At 63.0% G+C, this 19659-nt stretch carries 23 protein-coding genes, 1 tRNA gene and 1 pseudogene; 14 read left to right on the top strand and 11 right to left on the bottom strand.

Translation table 11 applies throughout. The features are described 5' to 3' along the window. The first annotated feature begins 35 nt into the window (after positions 1–35). Entirely contained in the window at positions 36–812 is a 777-nt protein-coding gene (locus tag ACPPVP_RS26660; protein ID WP_426525996.1) for a CPBP family intramembrane glutamic endopeptidase, read from the top strand. Here the strand turns inward: ACPPVP_RS26660 and ACPPVP_RS26655 are convergent. The 3 genes from ACPPVP_RS26655 to ACPPVP_RS26645 form a co-directional block, all read right to left on the bottom strand. Further along, entirely contained in the window at positions 807–1730 is a 924-nt protein-coding gene (locus ACPPVP_RS26655) for an AEC family transporter (RefSeq protein ID WP_426525994.1), read from the bottom strand. The two genes, ACPPVP_RS26660 and ACPPVP_RS26655, sit on opposite strands and share 6 nt — an antisense overlap. A 2-nt stretch (positions 1731–1732) precedes the next feature. After that, positions 1733–2215 carry a Holliday junction resolvase RuvX gene (ruvX, locus tag ACPPVP_RS26650; RefSeq protein WP_426525992.1) on the bottom strand — a complete coding sequence of 161 codons (483 nt, stop codon included), beginning with the start codon at positions 2213–2215 and terminating at the stop codon, positions 1733–1735. Between the two features lie 91 nt (positions 2216–2306). Beyond that, positions 2307–3242, bottom strand: coding sequence for a cyclase family protein (locus tag ACPPVP_RS26645; RefSeq protein WP_426525990.1), 936 nt, complete (start codon positions 3240–3242; stop codon positions 2307–2309). Positions 3243–3444: 202 nt separating this feature from the next. Between ACPPVP_RS26645 and ACPPVP_RS26640 the strand changes: the two genes are divergently transcribed. Further along, positions 3445–3660, top strand: coding sequence for a hypothetical protein (locus ACPPVP_RS26640; protein ID WP_426525988.1), 216 nt, complete (start codon positions 3445–3447; stop codon positions 3658–3660). Here ACPPVP_RS26640 and ACPPVP_RS26635 read toward each other — a convergent pair. Beyond that, a complete protein-coding gene (locus ACPPVP_RS26635) occupies positions 3647–4528 on the bottom strand; it encodes a LysR substrate-binding domain-containing protein (protein ID WP_426525986.1) in 882 nt (293 codons plus the stop codon). The genes ACPPVP_RS26640 and ACPPVP_RS26635 overlap by 14 nt on opposite strands. A 103-nt stretch (positions 4529–4631) precedes the next feature. On the opposite strand from ACPPVP_RS26635, the gene ACPPVP_RS26630 reads away from it, so the two are divergent. From ACPPVP_RS26630 to ACPPVP_RS26620, 3 genes are all read left to right on the top strand, one after another. Further along, a complete protein-coding gene (locus tag ACPPVP_RS26630; protein WP_426525984.1) occupies positions 4632–5606 on the top strand; it encodes an NAD(P)H-dependent flavin oxidoreductase in 975 nt (324 codons plus the stop codon). 37 nt (positions 5607–5643) lie between these two features. Further along, complete coding sequence (locus ACPPVP_RS26625) at positions 5644–6720, top strand: NAD(P)H-dependent flavin oxidoreductase (protein ID WP_426525982.1); 1077 nt, start codon at positions 5644–5646, stop codon at positions 6718–6720. A 326-nt stretch (positions 6721–7046) separates the two neighbouring features. Next, positions 7047–7547 (top strand): peptidoglycan-binding domain-containing protein, encoded by a 501-nt coding sequence (locus ACPPVP_RS26620; protein WP_426525980.1) that lies wholly within the window; start codon positions 7047–7049, stop codon positions 7545–7547. Positions 7548–7691: 144 nt separating this feature from the next. Here ACPPVP_RS26620 and ACPPVP_RS26615 read toward each other — a convergent pair whose 3' ends face one another. The 3 genes from ACPPVP_RS26615 to ACPPVP_RS26605 form a co-directional block, all read right to left on the bottom strand. Next, the gene (locus ACPPVP_RS26615; RefSeq protein ID WP_426525978.1) at positions 7692–8567 is read right to left on the bottom strand and encodes an MBL fold metallo-hydrolase; all 876 of its coding nucleotides are present in this window, start codon (positions 8565–8567) and stop codon (positions 7692–7694) included. Positions 8568–8595: 28 nt separating this feature from the next. Beyond that, complete coding sequence (locus ACPPVP_RS26610) at positions 8596–9387, bottom strand: alpha/beta fold hydrolase (RefSeq protein WP_426525976.1); 792 nt, start codon at positions 9385–9387, stop codon at positions 8596–8598. A gap of 260 nt (positions 9388–9647) precedes the next feature. Then, on the bottom strand, positions 9648–9812 hold the full coding sequence (locus ACPPVP_RS26605) for a hypothetical protein (protein WP_426525974.1): 165 nt from the start codon (positions 9810–9812) through the stop codon (positions 9648–9650). A 397-nt stretch (positions 9813–10209) separates the two neighbouring features. Between ACPPVP_RS26605 and gatC the strand changes: the two genes are divergently transcribed. The 8 genes from gatC to ACPPVP_RS26565 all read left to right on the top strand — a co-directional run bounded on the left by gatC (position 10210) and on the right by ACPPVP_RS26565 (position 17036). Then, complete coding sequence (gatC, locus tag ACPPVP_RS26600; protein ID WP_426525972.1) at positions 10210–10497, top strand: Asp-tRNA(Asn)/Glu-tRNA(Gln) amidotransferase subunit GatC; 288 nt, start codon at positions 10210–10212, stop codon at positions 10495–10497. Between the two features lie 29 nt (positions 10498–10526). Continuing rightward, entirely contained in the window at positions 10527–10739 is a 213-nt protein-coding gene (locus ACPPVP_RS26595; protein WP_247786042.1) for a hypothetical protein, read from the top strand. Continuing rightward, the gene (gene gatA, locus ACPPVP_RS26590; protein WP_426525970.1) at positions 10736–12208 is read left to right on the top strand and encodes an Asp-tRNA(Asn)/Glu-tRNA(Gln) amidotransferase subunit GatA; all 1473 of its coding nucleotides are present in this window, start codon (positions 10736–10738) and stop codon (positions 12206–12208) included. Before ACPPVP_RS26595 ends, gatA begins: the two co-directional genes overlap by 4 nt. A gap of 1 nt (position 12209) precedes the next feature. After that, positions 12210–12503, top strand: coding sequence for a hypothetical protein (locus ACPPVP_RS26585; protein WP_426525968.1), 294 nt, complete (start codon positions 12210–12212; stop codon positions 12501–12503). Continuing rightward, positions 12500–13984 (top strand): Asp-tRNA(Asn)/Glu-tRNA(Gln) amidotransferase subunit GatB, encoded by a 1485-nt coding sequence (gene gatB / locus ACPPVP_RS26580; protein WP_426525966.1) that lies wholly within the window; start codon positions 12500–12502, stop codon positions 13982–13984. Before ACPPVP_RS26585 ends, gatB begins: the two co-directional genes overlap by 4 nt. Before the next feature lie 1197 nt (positions 13985–15181). Continuing rightward, positions 15182–15760 (top strand): helix-turn-helix transcriptional regulator, encoded by a 579-nt coding sequence (locus ACPPVP_RS26575; protein ID WP_426525964.1) that lies wholly within the window; start codon positions 15182–15184, stop codon positions 15758–15760. A gap of 59 nt (positions 15761–15819) precedes the next feature. Continuing rightward, entirely contained in the window at positions 15820–16461 is a 642-nt protein-coding gene (locus ACPPVP_RS26570) for an HD domain-containing protein (protein ID WP_426525962.1), read from the top strand. Positions 16462–16769: 308 nt separating this feature from the next. Then, a complete protein-coding gene (locus tag ACPPVP_RS26565; protein ID WP_247518575.1) occupies positions 16770–17036 on the top strand; it encodes a hypothetical protein in 267 nt (88 codons plus the stop codon). A gap of 18 nt (positions 17037–17054) precedes the next feature. Here the strand turns inward: ACPPVP_RS26565 and ACPPVP_RS26560 are convergent. Beyond that, positions 17055–17168: pseudogene (locus ACPPVP_RS26560) on the bottom strand (SEC-C metal-binding domain-containing protein); the annotation flags it as partial. Positions 17169–17897: 729 nt separating this feature from the next. Between ACPPVP_RS26560 and ACPPVP_RS26555 the strand changes: the two are divergent. After that, on the top strand, positions 17898–18224 hold the full coding sequence (locus ACPPVP_RS26555) for a hypothetical protein (protein ID WP_426525960.1): 327 nt from the start codon (positions 17898–17900) through the stop codon (positions 18222–18224). Between the two features lie 39 nt (positions 18225–18263). Here ACPPVP_RS26555 and ACPPVP_RS26550 read toward each other — a convergent pair whose 3' ends face one another. From ACPPVP_RS26550 to ACPPVP_RS26540, 3 genes are all read right to left on the bottom strand, one after another. Further along, positions 18264–18635 (bottom strand): ribbon-helix-helix domain-containing protein, encoded by a 372-nt coding sequence (locus tag ACPPVP_RS26550; protein WP_426525958.1) that lies wholly within the window; start codon positions 18633–18635, stop codon positions 18264–18266. A gap of 107 nt (positions 18636–18742) precedes the next feature. Beyond that, positions 18743–18877, bottom strand: a complete 135-nt coding sequence (locus ACPPVP_RS26545) for a hypothetical protein (protein ID WP_426525956.1) — start codon at positions 18875–18877, stop codon at positions 18743–18745. Positions 18878–19175: 298 nt separating this feature from the next. After that, positions 19176–19269, bottom strand: a tRNA-Ser gene (locus tag ACPPVP_RS26540). Positions 19270–19659 lie beyond the last annotated feature (390 nt).

Raw genomic sequence — 19659 nt, 5'->3', positions numbered from 1 at the left:
AAACCGCGCTACAGCGACCTCCGAGCGGAGTTCCCATGTCGTCAACCGAGATTGCCACGCCACCCCCTTTGCCGGTTGTGCAGCGCCCGCCCCGGACCTGGTATTTCCTGGGCTCGACGATTGCCGTCCTGATCGCCTATGCGACGCTGAATCTTGCCCATATGATCGCGATCATCGCGGTGGTGATCCAGCATGGTGATCCCTCGATCATCCCATCCAAAGTGCAGGAATTGGCCAAGGGCGGGCCGACGATGGCGGCGGGCGCGATCCTCGCGTGTCCGCTCGTGCTGGCCGTGCTGTGGGTCACGATCCGGATTGCGCGAAGGCGCTTTGCCGAGTACCTGGCCCTGAACCTGCCGAGCCGCGCCGAACTTCTGCGCGGCCTCGCCATCAGCCTTGCGTTTCTGCTGGCTTGGGATCTGCTGACATATCTGACGGGGCAGGCGGTTCCCGCCTTCGTGATCGACAGCTATCGGACGGCGCGAGACGCCGGGCAGCTGTGGCTGCTGCTCGTCGGATACTGTATCGCTGCCCCGATCACCGAAGAATTGACCGTCCGGGGTTTTCTGTTTCGCGGCTGGTCGCAATCCTTCCTCGGGCCGCTCGGCGCAATCGTTGCATCATCGGCGATATGGGCGATCATTCATTTTCAATATAACTGGTATTTTGTTGGCGAGGTTTTCTGTGTCGGCCTGATTTTCGGCTACCTGCGGTACCGCAGCGATTCGACTTGGCTGACCGTGGCGGCCCATGCCTTCTTCAACCTTGCGGTCATGGCTCAGACGGCGCTGTTTGTGGCTTACTTCTTATGAGACAAGCGCAATCGCGATCGGCATCGTCACTGCCGCCAGAATGGTCTGCAGCGTGATGATCTGCGCGAGTAGCGGCGCGTCGCCGCCCATCTGGCGCGCCAGCACATAGGCGCTCGATGCCGTGGGGACCGCCGAACAAATCGCCACGACGGCGAGGTTGGAACCGGTGATCCCAAATTGTATCGCCAGCGCGACGGCGATCGCCGGCATCAGTACCAGCTTGAGGAATACCGTCACGCTGGCGGCGAGGCTGGGCCTGAACAAGCCTTCGAGGTGCAGGCCGGCGCCGGTCACCAGGAGGCCAATAGCGAGCGATGAACGGCCGAGCGCGTCCGCCACCTCGTGCCAGAGTTTTGGCAGCGGAATGTGCGTGACGTTGAGCGCCAGCCCGATCGCGCAGGCCCAGATCAGCGGGTTGCCCGCCACGGTCACGACGATTGAACCGGCCGAGCGCTTGTTTGGGGAGGCGTACTGGGCGAGCACCGCGACACAGAACACGTTGGCCATCGGAACGATGGCGACCAACGCGACCGATGCCAGCGCAAGCCCGAGATCGCCATACAGGCTGCCGGAAACGGCGAGCGCGACATAACTCTGCCAGCGCGTTGCGCCCTGGAAGATCGAGGTAAAGGCGGGACCATCGACCGCGGCGCGGGCGAGCAGGGGGCGCAGCGCAAGACACATCAGCGAGATCGCGAGCGCCGCCAGCAGCAAGGCGCCGCCGACGCCGGCGACCGGCACGCTGGCGAAGTCGGCCCTCACCAGCGTTTGGATCAGCAAGGCCGGAAGCAGCACGTAATAGGTCAACCGCTCGAGCCCTTGCCATTGCGTTTCGGGCTGTATCAGGGTCCGCTTCAGGATAAAGCCGAACACGATCAGCAGAAACACCGGCAGCAGCGCCGCGATGACGACTGCCATGCTTAAGCGTCTCCGCGCAGCTTCGTCAGCCGGTCCAGCGCGCCCTGCAGGATGAAGATGGCGGCATGCTCGTCGATCACCTCGGCGCGGCGGGCGCGGGAGACGTCCATGCCGATCAATTCGCGCTCCACGGCCGCCGTCGACAGCCGCTCGTCCCACAGCGCGATGGCAAGCCCGGTGAGATTGGAAAAATTGCGGGCAAAGGCGCGGGTCGATTGCGCGCGCGGCCCCTCGCTGCCGTCCATGTTGATCGGAAGTCCCAGCACGAAGCCGACCGCGTTACGCTCGCCCGATATCGCCAGCAGCCGCGCCGCGTCGGCCTTGAACGCCTTGCGGTGGAGCGTTTCGACGCCGGTGGCCAGCCGGCGGTCGGGATCGGAGACGGCGACACCAATGGTCTTGGTGCCGAGATCGAGGCCGACGAGGGCGCCGCGCTCGGGCCAGTGCGTGACGGCTTCGATCAGGGGGAGGATAGGGGCGGGCATCGTCCCGCATAACACCGGCGCGGCGCAGGCGCAAAGCCGATCATGGCGTGGCGTCCATGCGGAACGCCACGCCATCTGTCGATGCGCGGTCTTAGCGGATCGCGACCGGGTTGATCATGCTCTGCACGCCGCCGCGGAAGCGCGGTTGGCCGAGGACGAACAGGAACTCATAGGCCTTGTCCTTGGCGAGTTCGGCGGTATCCATGTTTTCGAGGATGTAGGTACCGTTCATCGGCAACAGGATCTGGTGCACCTCGAACACGTTCTTGGACTCGAACGGGATCACCTCGACCGCCCAGGTGTCGGAGCCAACAGCGACGACACCCTTGCCCGTGAGATACTTGGCGCCTTCGACGCCGAGGCCGGGTTCGCCGGTCGAGTAGCGCTTGTCGTCCTTGCCGATCAGGCTGAGCCAGCCGGTGTGGAAGATCACGACGTCGCCCTGGCGGATCTCGACGTTCTGTTTCTTGGCGACCTCCTCGATCTCCTTGACGTTGAAGGCGGTGCCTTCCTTGACCACGTCGGTGCCGAAATGGGCGGCCATGTCGAGCAGCACGCCGCGCGTCACCATCGGCGGGACCTTTTCGATACCCAGTTTCTTCAGGCCGGTGGGATCGGCGAAATCGAGCAGCTTGTTACCGTTGTAGTAGACGTGCTCGACGCCGATATGGCCGAGGCCGTCGAGCTGGCTGCCGATGCCGACCCAGGTGTCGAGGATGTCGTCATTATAGGTTGTCTTGCTCGGCCCGAGTCCGGCGATGCCGGCCTGTCCGGGCTGCACAATGGTGATCTTGAAGGCGCGCGGCGGGTAGGCGGGGGTTTTGGAGTCGACGGGAATGCCGAGCGCGTAGGTCTTGCCGGTCTTGATCAGTGAAGCCGCTTTCAGGACAAGTTCGGGCTTCATGTAATTGGCGGCGCCGATCTCGTCGTCCGGCCCCCATTTCGATTTCGTCCAGTCTTGAGCGCCTGCCGTTCCGACCGTACCCAACAAGGCAACAGAACAGCACAATACGAACGCTGTGCGCATCGCAGTCCCTCCCAGAGTTGACGTTATGGTTGTTGGTAGCTAACGGCTCATACTAACGTAGCAGGGCGTGGCGTCCAAAAATTTCTGGAGGTGATGCGCGCGTTGCGATGGATAGCCGCAGCGCGCAAACGCTGCACTGCAAATCGGTTTGTTACAAAAATATGGCAGAGAAATTTCGCACAACGGAACGAATGAGAATCCGATGGATGCGCTGAGCCTGTTCGGCCTGTTCGCAGTGACCGCGATGCTGGTGGCTTATGCGCTGGAGGATCGCAGCCACTGGTTCATCCTCGCCTTCGCCGGCGCGTGCGCGCTCGGCTCGGTCTACGGATTTCTGCAGGGCGCCTGGCCGTTCGGGCTGGTCGAGGCGATTTGGGCCGGCGTCGCGTTGCGGCGTTGGTATGTCAGGCGGCGATAACCTCGCCATGGCTGCTCAGGCACGACGCAAAGCCCTGCAATGCACTGTATTGATGCGCGCTGCGGCGGGTAATGAAGAGCGTCTCCACCCTGGACTGCGCCGGCGTGAGCGTGTGGATGCCGACGCTTTCGTTCCGGCCGACCACGGCGCGCGGCAACAGCGTCACGCCCATGTCGGCGGCGACGCAGCCGATCATGCCGTCGAGCGTGCCGAGTTCAAACCGCGCGGAAGACGGCCAGCCGAATTCCGAAAAAATCTGCTCGAGGCGCTGGCGGTAGGTGCAGCCGGTGCGGAACACCAGTGCGGTGGGGCCGGACTCCGGCGTGCCGGCACGTAAGGCGCCGAGGCTCGCCCATCGCCGCGCCGTCACCAGCACCAGTTCTTCGCGGAAGGCGACCGTTGCATCGAGTTCGGCGTGGTCGATGGGACCCGCGACGAATGCGCCGTCGAACGTACCGCTGAGCACACCGGCCACGAGCTCGGCCGTCGTCGAGGTCCGCAAGCTCAATCGCACCTGCGGGAAGCGGCGATGGAATTCGGCGAGCAGTGAGGGCAGGCGTACCGCCGCCGTCGTCTCCATCGAGCCGATCGCGAGCGGTCCCTTCGGTTCGCCGTCGTCGCGCGCGGCCAGCAACGCCTCGCGCGACAGCGCGGCCATCCGCTGCGCATAGGGCAGCAGGCGGCGGCCGGCGCCGGTCAGGGTCATGCCGCGGCTGTGCCGCTCGAACAGCGCGGTGCCGATCTCGGCTTCCAGCGCCTTCACCCGTTGGGTGACGTTGGACTGCACGGTGTTGAGTTCGTCGGCGGCGCGGGTGATGCCACCCAGCCGGGCAACCGTCGAAAAGGTCAGGAGATCGCTCAACTCCATGGGGCGAACCGTTTCATTTTAGAGATGTCTGCGTTCTCTAGTATTCATTTTTAGAGAATGATAGTTCGCTTTAAGCTGCGTGTCCAGATTGCGGGAAACGTACATGCCGATCTCAACGCCACTGACCGCTCGCTTGGGCATTGCACACCCGATCCTTTCGGCGCCGATGGATTTCATTGCCGGTGCACGCCTCACAAGGGCCGTCAGCGCCGCTGGTGGGTTCGGCATTCTTGGCGGCGGCTACGGTGACAAAGCGTGGCTCGAGCAGGAGGTGGCCAAGCTTGCCGATGCATCCGATCCGTTCGGCATCGGCTTCATCACCTGGAGCCTTGCCAAACAGCCGGCGCTGCTGGACATCGCGCTTGAAGCCGGTCCGCGCGCGATCATGCTCTCGTTCGGCGACCCAAAGCCGTTCACACCACGCATCAAGTCGTCGGGTGCGCTCCTGATCTGTCAGGTACAGGACGAGGCGATGGCGCGGCAGGCGCTCGATGCCGGCGCCGACGTCCTGATCGCGCAGGGCACCGAGGCCGGCGGCCATGGCGCGTCGCGGACGATAATCGATATCGTGCCGGCGATCGTCGATCTCGCGGCCGGCCGGGTGCCGGTCGCGGCGGCCGGCGGTATCGGCGATGGCCGCGGGCTCGCCGCGATGATGATGCTGGGGGCTTCCGGCGTGCTGCTCGGCACGCGCTTCTATGCCAGCCAGGAATGCGACGGCCCGGAGGAAGCGAAACGGCGCATCTGCGCGGCGTCGAGTGGCAACAGCGTTCGCGGCATCATCTTCGATCTGTCGCGCAACAATGTCTGGCCGGCGCCGTTCACCGGCCGCTGCCTGATCAACGATCATGCGCGGCGCTGGATGGGCCGGGAGGTCGAACTCTTGCAAAATGTCAAAGCGGTCGCGGCCGAATATGCGGCGGCGAAGGCGGCGGGGAATTTCGATATCGCCGCCGTCATTGCCGGCGAAGCCGTCGGGCTGATCCATGATGTTCCGCCGGCGGCCGAAATCGTTGACAGGATCGTTACCGAGGCTGGCCAGATACTGAACGGGCAACGCAACTCCTTCGCCGCCTGACGCCTTACATCTTCACTTCACCCAAGCGAGCAAAACCATGTGGCCAGACCGCCGGATCATCGACCTCTTCAAGACCGAATTTCCGATCGTGCTGGCGCCGATGGCCGGCATCATGGACGCTGACCTCGTGATCGCGGCGGCGCAGGGCGGGGCGCTGGGCTCGCTGCCTTGCGCGATGCTCTCAGCCGAGAAGACGCGCGAGCAGGTCAACATCATCCGCCAGCGGGTCTCGGCGCCGGTCAATATGAACTTCTTCTGCCACACGGCAGGCGATGCCGATCCCGCGCGCGAGGCCGGATGGAAGACGCGGCTTGGCTCTTATTACAAGGAATTGGGGGTCGATCCCGCAGCGCCTGTCAACGCCGCCAACCGCGCGCCGTTCGATGAGGCGATGTGCGCTTTGGTGGAGGAACTGAAGCCGGAAGTGGTCAGCTTCCATTTTGGGTTGCCGGATGCGGCGCTGGTCAGGCGCGTCAAGGCGGCGGGGGGAATCGTGATGTCGTCGGCGACCATCGTGAAGGAAGCGATCTGGCTGGAGGAGAACGGTGCCGACGTCATCATCGCGCAAGGCGCGGAGGCGGGCGGTCATCGCGGCATGTTCCTGACCGACAATATCGCCCAGCAGCCCGGCACGTTTGCGCTGGTGCCGCAGGTGGTCGATGCGGTGAAGGTGCCAGTCATCGCGGCCGGCGGCATCGCCGACGGGCGCGGCATCGCGGCGGCATTTGCGCTGGGCGCTTCCGGCGTGCAGATCGGCAGCGCCTATCTGCGCTGTCCGGAGTCGAAGGTGACTGCGCCGGCGCGCACGGCGCTGGCCCAGGCGCATGATGATACCACCTTCATCACCAATGTCATGACCGGCCGGCCCGCGCGCGGCGTCCCCAACCGCGTCATGCGCGAAGTCGGTCCGATCTCGCCGGACGCGCCGGCATTCCCGCACGCGGCCACGGCGCTCGGGCCGCTGAAAGCGGCGGCCGAAAAGCTCGGCAAGGTCGATTTCACCAATCTCTGGGCCGGGCAGGCGGTGCGGATGGGCCGCGAGATGCCGGCGGCGGAGCTGACGCGCTCGCTCGCTGGCGCGGCGCTGGCGCGATTGCGCACGCTGGGCGGCTAGGGCGTGTGCGCAAAAGCCCGTCCGGCAGGGCATGAGATCGGCTCTGCGTTTGATCGCTGCGCAATAGGATGCCTGGCTCGAAGTCAAAATTGGGACAAAAGCAGCTATTAACACTCGTCCAGATCGGCCGCCGGAGTTCACTACCGAAATTACCGAGAGCCGACTTCCGGTTTGGCGCGAGGCTGGGGAACCGTCTGCCATGGACAACAATTATCCCCGCGACGAAGCGGAGTGGGGCCTCCGTCTGTCGATAGCTCGGGGGCGGCGCGATGTATCCTTGTCTTCCAGACCGCAACATCAGCCGAGGAGAGGGCAAAGGAAGGGTCATGCGCGCCTTGATCTTGGCATTGTCCATCCTGGCGATCATCGACAGCGCGCACTTTGCCAAGGCTGGTCTGAGCGGCGCGCCCCGCGAAACGTCGGCACCCGCCGATACGGCGATCGCTGCCGGCGAAGCGACCCAGGAGACCGAGCAACAGATCGGCTTCACCAAGGCAAAGCGTCGTGACGTGCAACGTCGGCTGACCAGGCTCGGGTTCGACACGAAGATCAATGGGAAGTTCGATGAATCGACGCGCGCGGCCATCGCGCGCTGGCAGGAGGAGACCGGCTACCCGACGACCGGCTTCCTCAACGCTGGCCAGCACAAGGCGCTGACCGACGCGGCGAAGGAGGCTGTCAAATCTGACCGTAAGGACCGTCGTCGCGCTGGAGGCCGTGCCCGCTATTCGCGTGGTGTCGGCGGTCCAATCGGTGCGATCGGCGGCGCGGTGCGCGGCGTAGGGAGGGGCGTGGGGAGCGCGGTGGGCGGAATATTCCGTAGGTGACCGGAGCGTTTTCAAGCGAAGTGGACACCGGTTCGCATCAAGAAAACGCGTCAAAACAAAAATCTAGAGCCCCGGTTCTGATTCAATCAGAACCGAAAAGGCTCCAGTCCAGCCCAAGATAGCTGGAAGCTCGACGACGCAGCCTCATAGCGCGTGGACCCAGGCCTCCGGATACAGCGCGTAGGCGTCGCCGCGCCGGGCCAGCCGCGAGAACGCCGGGAAGTGCAGATGCATCCCGGCAATCAAGATGCCGTCGGCGGAAACGCGGTCGAACATTCGTTTGCGCGCGGCGGCGGCTGCGGCGAGATCAGTGTCGAAGGCCATGCCGGCCTCTGGAAACGCGGTCTGCACCTCCGGCACGTGCACGGTGTCGCCCCAGATCATCAGCTGATCGTTGCCTGAGGCGATCAGGTACGCGGTATGGCCCGGTGTATGGCCGTGGCTCGGCACCGCGGTAACGCCAGGAAACACCTCGCCCTCGCGGAACAATCGCGTCTGCTTCTTGTAAGGCGCGACCTGCTCGCGGCCGGCCTGGAAAAACAGCTTGGCCGACCGCTCGTCGGCTTTGGCCATCGCGCCGTCGTCAAACCAGTGCGGCAGCTCGTTCTCGTGCATGACCAGTTCGGCATTCGGAAACAGCAACTGTCCGTTGGTCATGTCGGTGAGGCCGGCCGAGTGGTCCGGGTGCATATGGGTCAGCAACACCGTGTCGATCGATTTCGGATCGATTCCGGACGCAACGAGGTTGCGCTGAACGAAGCCGGCTGTGGGCGCCATGTAATTGCCTGATCCGGTGTCGACGAGGGCTGTGCGCCCCTTCGAATGGATCAGGAAGGTGTTGACGCTGGTCCGCCGCGCCGGCCGGAACGCATCCGTCAAGATCTGCTTCGCCTTGTCGAGATCGACATTGCGCATCACGTCGAGGGTGCCGTCGAGATAGCCGTCGCTGATGGTGGTGACGACGATGTCGCCGATCTTGCGGTGATAGACGCCGGGAATTTGCGCTGCCGGTTGGTTCATGCGGAGTGACCTCGAGGCTGTAGCCGGCTCAGGCGCCGACCGATTTCAGGAATTCTTCGATGGTGTCGGAGAGCAGGTCAGGGGTCTGCACCGACATGTAATGCCCGGTGCGGATTTCGACGTAGCGGGCGCCGGGAATGGTCTTGGCGGTGCCTTCCGCCAGCGCCGGCTGTCGCACCCGATCGAGGCTCCCGCCGATCACGAGGACCGGACAGGTGAGCCTTGCCAGATCGTCCTGCATCTCGGCGGCCGCCAGCATGCGCCAGATCGTGGCATAGCTGGAGGGATCGTTGCCGAGCCATCGGGTCCGAAAGCGCTCGAAGCGCTTGCTGTCGCCGCGCAGCTCGGGCGCATAGCCGTTCAGCATGGATTCCTCGACCGCGAACCCCATGCCGGCGGCTTCGATCCGCGCCAGCCGCTCCATTGCCGGCACGCGGCGTTCCGCGGCAATCCCGGTCGCCGGGCTGCCGACGACGACGGCGCTGGTGCGCGCCGGGTAGCGGGCCGCAAACTGCAGGGCGATGGCACCGCCGACCGCGATCCCCGCAAGCGCGACCTTGCCGGCGATTCCAAAGTGATCGAGCAGGGCCGCGATGTCGTCGGCCATCGTGTCGAGAGCGAGTTCGCCACGCACCTTCTGCGACAGTCCGGCGCCGCGGGTGTCATAGCGCAGCACGCGGCGCGATTTCGCGAATTTTGGCGCGACGTCGTCCCAGCTTTCGAGCGAGCCGCCCATTTCGTGAACCAGCACCAGCGTGCGGTCGCCTTCGCCGCTCAACTCGCAGCGCAGGCCTGCGCCATTGGCTTCAATGAAATCCATCCCAAGCGCCCCCCGGTTGTTTTGATCTTCTTGTTGTCACGGCGAGCGACTGGCCAGTCAGCCTCGATATCCGAACTCCACGATACCGGAGACGGTATAAATCTCAAATTCTTGAAGTGGGGGAGCAGGAAGCCATGCTGATTTCTGGCGCCTGTCGGCGGCGCGGGGGACGATCGACGGCCACAGCTTCGGCCGCGCCGATCAGCCGGCCCGCGTTCCCGGCCAACCGGGCCGCTGGCCGAATGCGGCGCCTTTGCGGACTAGTGCGCCGGTTCGTCGCGCTTGACGTCCAGATGCTCGACGGCGAGCGACCGGTAGTGCGCGGCCATCTCCTTGTAATGCTGTCTGGAAATCGGATCGGGCGCGCTCTCCGCGCGGCGTTCGAACATTTCGGCCTTTTCCTGCAGGACTTTAGCCTGGGACATGGCTCTCCCTCCCGTTCGTCAGGTTAGACAGGCGAGGTAGACGATCGCGGCGCCGAGGACGGTCCCGATTGACCAAAGGGCGGGATCCCAGCTTTCCGATCCGGCGCTGCCGTTTTCGAGGGTCGACATGACGCGGCCTCCAATTGCTTGGCCGCCGATTCGATTCCCCGTCTGTTTCAGGACGACTACGTGAGGGGGTAAAAATGGTTTCGTCGGGGCGCTTTTGCGCAGGAAATGGGCGCTTTACGCACGATCGCGTGCGCTGGCCGTGTTTCGGTCCGTCCACAGGGGACGGACCGGCGTTTGCCGGCTCCGGCGGCATGTTCCCCGCGGTTGCGGCGCAAAAGCCGCCTCTGCTATACGGCGGATGCGAATTCTCCATTCGAGGCCTATATTTATGTCCGTTGATGCCGCCACCGTTCGCCGCATCGCGCAGCTGGCGCGAATTGCGGTTACCGAGGCCGAGGTTCCCCATCTGCAGGGCGAGCTGAACGCCATGCTGGCTTTTGTGGAGCAGCTTTCGGAAGTGAACGTCGACGGCGTCGAACCGATGACCTCGGTGACCCCGATGGAAATGAAGAAGCGTGCCGACGTGGTCAATGACGGCGGGATTCCCGACGACATCGTCAGGAATGCGCCGGAAACGCAAAACCATTTCTTCCTGGTGCCGAAGGTTGTTGAATAGCCTCTATTCGTTATGAGATCGGAAGTCCGATGTGTCTGCTATGCGACGATGAAAAGGCCTATCAGGCCTATATGAACTACCTCGACGCGATGGAGCGGCAGGGCAAGGCCGCCGATCCCGACAAGGCGATGGATGCTGTGCTCGATCAGCTCGAGGCCAATGAGCGGACGCGGCCCAAGCCGAACGATCCCGCCAACGACAAGACGCTTTCTCCGTTCTTCTGCAGCCCGATCAATAAATGACCGATTTAACTTCGATGACGATCGCCGAGGCCAAGGCCGGCCTCGCGAGCAAGTCTTTCACCTCGCTTGAACTGACGGATGCGCATCTCGCCGCCATCGAAGCGGCGCGTTCGCTCAATGCCTTCATCCTGGAGACGCCGGAGAAGGCGCGCGACATGGCGCGTGCGATCGACGCCAGGATCGCCAAGGGCGAGGGCGGGCCGCTGGCCGGCATTCCGCTCGGGATCAAGGACCTGTTCGCGACCAAGGATGTGCGCACCACCGCGTGCTCAAAAATCCTCGGCAATTTCGTGCCGCCTTATGAGTCCACCATCACGTCGCAGCTTTGGCGCGACGGCGCTGTCATGCTCGGCAAGCTCAACAACGACGAATTCGCGATGGGCTCGTCGAACGAGACCTCGTGCTTCGGCCCGGTGGTCAACCCGTGGCGGCGCGAGGGTTCCAACACCACGCTGGTTCCGGGCGGTTCGTCCGGCGGATCGGCGTCTGCGGTAGCGGCGCTGCTCTGCATGGGCGCGACCGCGACCGATACCGGCGGCTCGATCCGCCAGCCCGCCGCCTTCACCGCCACCGTCGGCGTCAAGCCGACTTACGGCCGCTGCTCGCGCTGGGGCATCGTCGCGTTCGCGTCTTCGCTCGACCAGGCCGGACCGATTGCGCGGACCACGCGCGATGCTGCAATCCTGATGCGCTCGATGGCGGGGCATGATCCGAAGGACACGACCTCGGTCGATCGTCCGGTGCCGGACTACGAGGCCGCGATCGGCAAGTCGGTGAAAGGCATGAAGATCGGTATTCCGAAGGAATACCGTCTCGACGGCATGCCGGCCGAAATCGAAAAACTCTGGAGCGAAGGCGCGGCGTGGCTGAAGGCGGCCGGCGCCGAACTGGTCGACGTGTCGCTGCCGCACACCAAATACGCGCTGCCCGCCTATTACATCGTGGCTCCGGCGGAGGCCTCGTCCAACCTCGCGCGTTACGACGGCGTGCGCTACGGCCTGCGCGTCCCCGGCCGCAACATTGGCGAGTTGTACGAGAACACCCGCGCTGACGGTTTTGGCGACGAAGTCCGCCGCCGCGTCATGATCGGCACCTACGTGCTCTCGGCCGGCTATTACGACGCTTATTATTTGCGCGCGCAAAAAGTCCGTACCCTGATCAAGAAGGATTTCGAGGACTGTTTTGCAAAAGGCATCAACGCGATCCTGACGCCTGCGACGCCGTCGGCGGCCTTCGGCGTCGGCGAAAAGGGCGCCGATCCGGTCGAGATGTATCTCAACGACATCTTTACGGTGACGGTGAACATGGCCGGACTCCCGGGCATCGCCGTGCCCGCCGGAAAGGACGTGCAAGGTTTGCCCCTCGGCCTGCAACTGATCGGCCGTCCGTTCGACGAAGAGACGCTGTTCTCGCTCGGCGAAGTGGTGGAACAGGCGGCCGGCCGCTTCACGCCGCCGCGCTGGTGGTGACATGGCGGATTTCCGCGCCAGCCTGACGGACGCAGCCCCGGCTCCGGGTCTGGAACCGCCGCTGGCTGCGCTGTGGTGGGCCGCCAAGGGCGGCTGGGACCAGGCGCACAAGATCGTGCAGGACGAGAGCGACGCGAATTCGGCCTGGGTGCACGCCTATCTGCACCGCGTCGAGGGAGATCTCGGCAATGCCGGCTACTGGTACCGCCAGGCCGGCCAGCCGGTGGCGAAGGATTCTCTGGAAGCCGAATGGGAGCGGATCGTGTCCGCGCTGCTCGGGAGTGGGAAAGCATGAACGAGACAGTCAAACCGGGAAAACTCATCAAGGGCCAGACCGGCGACTGGGAAGTCGTGATCGGGTTGGAAGTGCACGCCCAGGTCACCTCAAAGTCAAAACTGTTCTCGGGCGCCTCGACCGAATTCGGCGGCGAGCCGAACAGCCATGTCTCCCTGGTCGATGCCGCTATGCCGGGCATGCTGCCCGTGATCAATGAGGAGTGCGTCCGTCAGGCGGTGCGCACCGGGCTCGGCCTCAATGCGCAGATCAACCTGCGCTCGGTGTTCGACCGCAAGAACTATTTTTATGCGGATTCGCCGCAGGGCTACCAGATCAGCCAGTACAAGTCGCCGATCGTCGGCGAGGGCGAGGTCGTGGTCGAGCTGGACGGCGGCAAGACCGCGACGATCGGGATCGAGCGGCTGCATCTGGAGCAGGATGCCGGCAAGTTGTTGCACGACCAATCTCCGACCATGTCCTATGTCGACCTCAACCGGTGCGGCGTGGCGCTGATGGAGATCGTGTCAAAACCCGATATCCGCGATGCCGAGCAGGCCAAGGCCTATGTGACCAAGCTGCGCTCGATCCTGCGCTATCTCGGCACCTGCGACGGCGACATGGAGAAGGGCTCATTGCGCGCCGATGTGAACGTTTCCGTGCGCAAGCCGGGCGGGCCGCTCGGCACCCGCTGCGAAATCAAAAACATGAACTCGATCACCTTCATCGGCCAGGCGATCGAGTACGAGGCGCGGCGCCAGATCGAGATCATCGAGGATGGCGGCGCGATCGACCAGGAGACGCGGCTGTTCGACCCCAACAAGGGCGAGACGCGCTCGATGCGCTCCAAGGAAGAAGCGCATGACTATCGCTATTTCCCGGATCCCGACCTGCTGCCGCTCGAGTTCACGCAGAGCTATGTCGATGAGCTCAGATCGAAGCTGCCGGAACTACCGGACCAGAAGAGGGCGCGCTTCATCGAGAGCCTCGGCCTGTCGCCCTATGATGCCGGCGTGCTGGTGGCCGAGCGCGACAGCGCGGTATTTTATGAAACCGTGCTCGCGGGCTTTGCCGACAAGGTGCGCGACGGCAAGCTCGCGGCCAATTGGGTGATCAACGAGCTGTTCGGGCGTCTCAACAAGGAAGGCCACGATATTACGGCATCGCCAGTGTCGGCGGCGCAGCTGGCCGCGATCGTAGACTTGATCGGCGAGGGCACCATATCAGGCAAGATCGCAAAGGACCTGTTCGAGATCGTCTGGACGGAAGGCGGCGACCCGCGCGAGCTGGTCGAAAGCCGCGGCATGAAGCAGGTCACGGACTTGGGCGCGATCGAGAAGGTCGTCGACGACATCATCGCGGCCAATCCGGACAAGGTCGCGCAGGCGAAAGCCAAGCCGCAGCTCGCCGGCTGGTTCGTCGGCCAAGTGATGAAGCAATCCGGCGGCAAGGCCAACCCGCAAGCCGTCAACGATCTCCTGAAAGCGAAGCTCGGCATCTGAAAGCGTCCCGTAACGGGACACGCCACGACGCTCTTGATGTCGCGATCGCGGCGTGCGTGGATGCATCGATCGTCTGTCGCGATCCGAAACCCGACCGTCGCGATGGCAAGCGCGCTTCCGAATCGCCGATCGCGATTCGTCCGAAAAGTTCGTTTTGGTGCGCGTTGGCGAGACCTGAGCGCTGTGACCACGAAAATTTTTTTGTTGCCAAACCGTGCGACTCAGAGTCCGCGCGCACGTCATTTTGACGCAGTTGATGAGTCGATGCGAGCATGATCGTTGATCGATCGTCATCGTCGCAAATTCAAAAATGCGCAACTGTACAGGCGATTCCTGCAATGCTTGGCAGTGAGAGCATGCGTCGCTTCGGCATTTTTCGCATCGACGCGAGAGCATGTTGCGATGTCGCCGATATCGTCGCACTGCGCGCACCCACATTGCTGCGTCAACACTTCTTTAAGCGGGAAGCTGTTTTTTTGAGTGCGTTGGTGTATTCGGGATGTAGTGCATCTCGATTCCCGAGTGCACGCAGCGACTAAAGCCATCTCACTTAACATTAGGAGGGCAACATGGCCAAGAAAGCTAAGAAGGCAAAGAAGGCGAAGAGCGCAGTGAAGAAGACTGCGAAGAAGACCCGCAAGGTCGCGAAGAAGAAGAAGTAACTTCGCTTCTTTCAAGAATTGCCGGCGGCTTGATGCCGGCACGTCACACGAGCCCTGGATGAAAGTCTGAAGGCTCTGGTCGACGAAAGAGGGTGTCGGCGAGACATCAGGTCAAACGGCTGGATCGTATTTCGGAAGAGCGTTCTTTCAAAAGAGGCCCGCTCCTTCAAAACCGGTCCGGCAGAAGAAACAAGCTTTTCTTCGTTCGGTGCGGGTATCCTTAACTATCCGCAGTTTCTACCGGCGCCAAAAGCCCGGAATGAAATCTGGTCCTGACGTGTTCGCCGACGCCCTCGTTCCCTCGGGGCGTACTTCTACCCGGAACGCATCGTTCCCGGAACGTAACTTTTCCCGAAGCGCATCGTTTCGATGGCGACGCCTCCCGGCCCTGGCCCCGTAATCCTTTCAATCTCTATGACTTCGACGCCCGCAGCGCGGACTTGTGCCTGTCTTTGACGGCTTCGAGGCCGCGGCGGCCCGCTCCACGAGCAGCGGCTCGTTGAAGACGTGGCCGGGTAACGCGTATGCTTGCCCCATGTTGGATGTCCGTCGGGAAGACCCTTGCTCACTCGCCTTGACGCTACGGCTGGTCCGCCGGCTCCGCGGCATCAAGCAGGCACACGCCGCCGAGCTGCTCGGGGTCACCCAGTCGACCGTAAGCCGCATCGAGCGCGGTGAGCTGAATCCCGCGGGCGCGTTGCGAAGCCGGCTGCTCGATCTCGTCTTTGCCCGCATCCATCCGGCGCGCGATGCCGCGCTTCGTCGTCTCGTGGAAAGCTCGGCCGGTCCAGTCCATCTGGTCTGCGATCTCACCCATCGATTACTGGCCGCCTCCGGTCCCCGCGAGCGCGAATGGCGGCGTGCTGCGAGCGAGTTGCAGGGCCAGCCGCTCTGGCGGTATGCGAGCGAGGCGATCCGATCGGCCGAGGCGCGATTACCGGACCTCGGCTGGGGCGAGCGCGACGGGACGCACGCGCTCAGCTTCGTCACAGAGGCCAATGGTTCGGACGAACTGCCCATCGTGCAAGGCGTGCTGATCTGGGAGCGCACCCTGCTGTCCGATGGCTCGCCTGCGCGGCTCGTCACAAGCCCGGCTGAAACTGCTCCCGTCTAGCTTCATGCGCGCATATCTTATGCGTGGCGGCCACCTGCGGGCTCCTTCATGCTGGCGGCATGACTCGGGAACAGGGCGTCTGGCCCTTCGATTTGCCACAGCTTGCTGAACCGCTCGCCTCGCAGCTTCGCTTCCTGCTCGAGGCCGACCGGCTCAAATCCGTTGTCCGCGGCAGCCGCATTGCCGACGGCTCGCGACGCGAGAATAGCGCCGAGCATAGTTGGCATATCGCGCTCTTCGCGCTGGTGCTGGCGCGACACGCGGCGGAGCGCGCTGACGTGCTTCGCGTCGTATCGATGCTCCTGATTCACGATCTGGTCGAAATCGACTGTGGCGACACGCCTCTGTTCGACGAAGCCGCAGCCGCCACGCAGGCTGCGCGTGAGGCGGTCGCCGCCCGCCGGCTGTTCAGCTTGCTGCCGGCGGAGCAGGCCGCCGAATTTCTCGCGCTCTGGCAGGAGTTCGAGGCCGCCGTGACGGCGGATGCGCGGTTCGCAAAGTCGGTCGACCGCCTGCAGCCCATCTTGCTCAACCACGCGGTCGGCGGTGGCACCTGGACCGATTATGACGTGGACGAGGCGCGTGAGCGCGCGCTGACCTGCCGTATTGCCGAAGGGTCGCCTGCGCTTTGGAGAGCGGCGGAGACGGTCATCAGGGACGCGGTATGTCGGGGATGGCTCAAGCCTGCTCCGGGAAGCTGAGCGGTCAGGCCTCCTGCAAGGTGTGTGATGCCGCGAATGGTTATCGTTCCACGAAACCGCAGGGTAAATCGAATTTCCCGATTGGTAACTTATCCCTGTGCCGCAGGCATTTTTGCGATTTCGCGCTCGGTGGCGCAATGCGCGCATTTACATCCCGTTCATCGCGAACCTTAAACTGCCCTTCAAATTTGATCGGCCATGATCATCCCAACAACAGACCGGGAAACGGCGTTGGATAACGGGAAGTTTGACAGTGGACAGGGGCCGCACTCGGGGGAGGGCGGCAACGATAAAAAGGGGAGCTACGGATGTTTCAGGGGCAGATTGATCTCGACGCGGCCATTGCGGTGGAGGCGACGGCGATCCCGGACGTGCTGTTCGAGCGCGGCCTCTACTGGGCGAGCGGCCGTTCCGGCGTGGTGAACCTCGTCGCGGCCCACAAATGGTTCAATCTCGCCGCGCTGAAGGGACGCGCGGATGCCATCTCGATGCGCCGCGAGGTCGCCGCGATGATGTCGGATGCGGAGATCGCCACCGCGCAGCGCGAAGCCCGTGCGTGGATGACGGCGCATTGAGATTCCAGGCGGCCGGCGTTAGGTCGGCGGCTCGCGACGGGCAAGGCAGCATTTCTTCGCTTTCTTGCCGCTCCCGCAAGGGCAGGGATCGTTACGTCCGACGTCGCGCCAGGGATTCCTGACAGGCTCGTTCGGGTACGCCAAATCGCTCCACGGAACTTCCTCGTCGTCGTCATCGAAGACGTCTTGGCGAATTTTTGCTACTCATTTCTTCGCCTTCAGCCTTGGCTCGACTGCCTCTCGCGCCAGCCTTTCTGCTCTCAGGCGCTTGTGGTTTGCATGGAATTCGGGCTCGGCTTGGCTGTCCGATATCGTCTGCCTCGACGAAAGCGGGTGGAGAGCCCGTCGCTCGAGCTCGTCCGCAACCTGTTGCTCGGCAGACCGCTTCGGCTTGATCACTTGCTTTTTTCCTTCAGCCGAGGTTCGACAAGCCGTCGGATGGCTTCGGGTGGCCTCAGGTGGCGTCCGTGACCTTGCCCTTACCGTCGCAGGACGTGCACTTGACGGGGTAGATTTTACGATCTGGTTGCACTGGCTGCATCACGACTGGGTAGCCCGTTCCACTGCAGGCCGGGCATGTGTGCTCTTTGATCTTTGGTGTCATATCGAACCCTTCATGCGGCCTGATTGGCAGACCTGCGGAACAGTGGTGGCCTTACGGCCTCTGCAAAACGACCCAGATCAGGAAAACCAGGGCACCAATAATCCAGACGAGGATCTTGGGATCTTGGGTCCACTTCCAATCCTTCATTTCCCTTTGACCTTCAGCCCCAGCTCTACTAGCCGGTCGACCGTCGCCATCACATTTCGCCCGCTGGCGATCCCGATTTTCAGCTTTGCAGCGTGTCTACGAATTACGTTGTGGGATCGATTCATTCGAAGGGCGATTTGCCTTATTGCCAAACCCGACTGCGCAAGACTGCGGAGGCGCTGATCTTCGTCATCCGACCACAGAACGCCGCTGCTCATCGCTTCTTCTTCGGCCCGTTACGCCGGGCTGGTGTTGTACAACATCGCCGCGACGATGAGCAGAACAAGAAAGATCGGCAGCAACACTGGCGGTACCAGCCACTCACGAAAATTGAACGAAGAAGGTTTCGACATTTGACCGCCTATGATTGGGCGGGAGCGCTGGCGCTCTCAGTCACCGATAACAGCCTAGGGGCGGGCGGCGATTGGTCTATTTAAACTCCTCCGGCTCAAATAGCGAGTAAACAATTTGGGCTCTCACTTCCGCTTGGCCGTTGACCTGTCCACCCTCACATCGCGAAATTCTTCCGGTCCTTTGAGCAGACGGCGCTTACGGCTGTCCTGATCACTTGGGTGGGCGGAACTATCGCTCATATCGTCGATCGCTTCGTTCGCCATTTCGCGGGCGCGCAGCTGCTGACCTTCGCTGAATTTCCGTCCCTTCTGCTGCACGGTAAGCCCTAGCTCGACCAGCCGGCGGATAGCTTCAGAGCGGTTGGCTTTGTGACCCTCGGCCCATTTGTCCACTTCCGCGGTCAGCTCCACCGGTAAGCGCACGGCGCTGACAGGGTCTCGCCCCGTGGCTGGGCGGCCCCGCTTTTTCTGGTTTACCTTAATTGACTTCGCCATAATAAAGGTTTACCAAAATTGCAAGCCGAGGGGAAGCGCTAACTCGGTCATCATTGCCTCGGGCGGGTGAAGTGGCTGGAACAAACTTGCCATTTGTTCCCGAATTCCTAGCGCCGGCAGTCACCGCCAATGGGCATCGAGCCGATTTTTAAACAATTCGGCGGCGCCGGCGTGCAGAACCACAAGAACAGGACGAGCAATACCGCCAGGATAACGCAGAGGCAGATGCGGCCGATGCTCATTGGCATCCCTCCACATCTGAGCTCGGGCGTAAGGTCTGGCCGCTGCATAGGAATTCGAGAACAGCGCGCCGCTGAGCCTCGGTCTGACTTTCTCTCACCTGATGAAAGGACTCGACGAGCGCGACGACGGCGGCAATCACGGCAAGCAACGCCGCAGCTTGCTTGAGCCATCGGCCAAAGTCGAATTCCGGAGGCTCACCCCGTCGCCGCAACCGGTTTGCAGAAGCTACGCAGCTGGGTGGGCAGATGTGTGGGTAAAAAAATGAATTGGCCAAAAATTGCGGTAATTTTGCAGTTTTGGCGGAGCCGGAGGGATTCGAACCCTCGATAGGGCTTTACAACCCTATAACGGTTTAGCAAACCGCCGCCTTCAGCCACTCGGCCACAGCTCCATGAGCGCGGATATGCCTGACGCGGGGGCCAGCCGCAAGCGGCAGATTCAGATTACGCCGAGGCTATTGAGAGACGCCGGCGCTTCGCGTGCATTCCTCACGAACGGCCGATATCCCGTATCGCACGTTTGGGCACATCTTTCCCGGCCCCGCGGTCTTCAGGACGCGCAAACGGCTCAGCGATCGGCATAACATGCGCGAAGCGGGATCCGGTTTCCGGGGGAGTTGCCTCACGCGCGAGGTCGAAGTCGCGTGAAATTGATTCGATTTCGCCGGCGAGTCGATTCGATTCCACGCGCATCGCGGTTCCAGGCGGTTGCGCGCAAGCGCAAGGGCTGCTGCGCTCCACAGATGGATCGCTGGAATCTCGGACTTCCATCATCTTTCGCC

This window comes from Bradyrhizobium sp. McL0615 (assembly GCF_049993905.1).
In the GTDB taxonomy this organism is placed as follows: Bacteria; Pseudomonadota; Alphaproteobacteria; order Rhizobiales; family Xanthobacteraceae; genus Bradyrhizobium.
The sequence above is the reverse complement of the archived record's forward strand: the minus strand, read 5'-3'. Positions and strand labels throughout refer to the sequence as shown.

Excerpts from the sequence above, each read along its gene's own strand:
- ACPPVP_RS26660 (WP_426525996.1), top strand. The coding sequence starts at position 36 with ATGTCGTCAACCGAGATTGCCACGCCACCCCCTTTGCCGGTTGTGCAG.
- ACPPVP_RS26655 (WP_426525994.1), bottom strand. The coding sequence starts at position 1,730 with ATGGCAGTCGTCATCGCGGCGCTGCTGCCGGTGTTTCTGCTGATCGTG.
- ACPPVP_RS26635 (WP_426525986.1), bottom strand. The coding sequence starts at position 4,528 with ATGGAGTTGAGCGATCTCCTGACCTTTTCGACGGTTGCCCGGCTGGGT.
- gatB (WP_426525966.1), top strand. The coding sequence starts at position 12,500 with ATGAACGAGACAGTCAAACCGGGAAAACTCATCAAGGGCCAGACCGGC.
- gatA (WP_426525970.1), top strand. The coding sequence starts at position 10,736 with ATGACCGATTTAACTTCGATGACGATCGCCGAGGCCAAGGCCGGCCTC.
- ACPPVP_RS26575 (WP_426525964.1), top strand. The coding sequence starts at position 15,182 with ATGTTGGATGTCCGTCGGGAAGACCCTTGCTCACTCGCCTTGACGCTA.
- ACPPVP_RS26645 (WP_426525990.1), bottom strand. The coding sequence starts at position 3,242 with ATGCGCACAGCGTTCGTATTGTGCTGTTCTGTTGCCTTGTTGGGTACG.
- ACPPVP_RS26605 (WP_426525974.1), bottom strand. The coding sequence starts at position 9,812 with ATGTCCCAGGCTAAAGTCCTGCAGGAAAAGGCCGAAATGTTCGAACGC.
- gatC (WP_426525972.1), top strand. The coding sequence starts at position 10,210 with ATGTCCGTTGATGCCGCCACCGTTCGCCGCATCGCGCAGCTGGCGCGA.
- ACPPVP_RS26585 (WP_426525968.1), top strand. The coding sequence starts at position 12,210 with ATGGCGGATTTCCGCGCCAGCCTGACGGACGCAGCCCCGGCTCCGGGT.
- ACPPVP_RS26570 (WP_426525962.1), top strand. The coding sequence starts at position 15,820 with ATGACTCGGGAACAGGGCGTCTGGCCCTTCGATTTGCCACAGCTTGCT.
- ACPPVP_RS26550 (WP_426525958.1), bottom strand. The coding sequence starts at position 18,635 with ATGGCGAAGTCAATTAAGGTAAACCAGAAAAAGCGGGGCCGCCCAGCC.
- ruvX (WP_426525992.1), bottom strand. The coding sequence starts at position 2,215 with ATGCCCGCCCCTATCCTCCCCCTGATCGAAGCCGTCACGCACTGGCCC.
- ACPPVP_RS26615 (WP_426525978.1), bottom strand. The coding sequence starts at position 8,567 with ATGAACCAACCGGCAGCGCAAATTCCCGGCGTCTATCACCGCAAGATC.
- ACPPVP_RS26630 (WP_426525984.1), top strand. The coding sequence starts at position 4,632 with ATGCCGATCTCAACGCCACTGACCGCTCGCTTGGGCATTGCACACCCG.
- ACPPVP_RS26595 (WP_247786042.1), top strand. The coding sequence starts at position 10,527 with ATGTGTCTGCTATGCGACGATGAAAAGGCCTATCAGGCCTATATGAAC.
- ACPPVP_RS26620 (WP_426525980.1), top strand. The coding sequence starts at position 7,047 with ATGCGCGCCTTGATCTTGGCATTGTCCATCCTGGCGATCATCGACAGC.
- ACPPVP_RS26565 (WP_247518575.1), top strand. The coding sequence starts at position 16,770 with ATGTTTCAGGGGCAGATTGATCTCGACGCGGCCATTGCGGTGGAGGCG.
- ACPPVP_RS26625 (WP_426525982.1), top strand. The coding sequence starts at position 5,644 with ATGTGGCCAGACCGCCGGATCATCGACCTCTTCAAGACCGAATTTCCG.
- ACPPVP_RS26610 (WP_426525976.1), bottom strand. The coding sequence starts at position 9,387 with ATGGATTTCATTGAAGCCAATGGCGCAGGCCTGCGCTGCGAGTTGAGC.
- ACPPVP_RS26545 (WP_426525956.1), bottom strand. The coding sequence starts at position 18,877 with ATGAGCATCGGCCGCATCTGCCTCTGCGTTATCCTGGCGGTATTGCTC.
- ACPPVP_RS26640 (WP_426525988.1), top strand. The coding sequence starts at position 3,445 with ATGGATGCGCTGAGCCTGTTCGGCCTGTTCGCAGTGACCGCGATGCTG.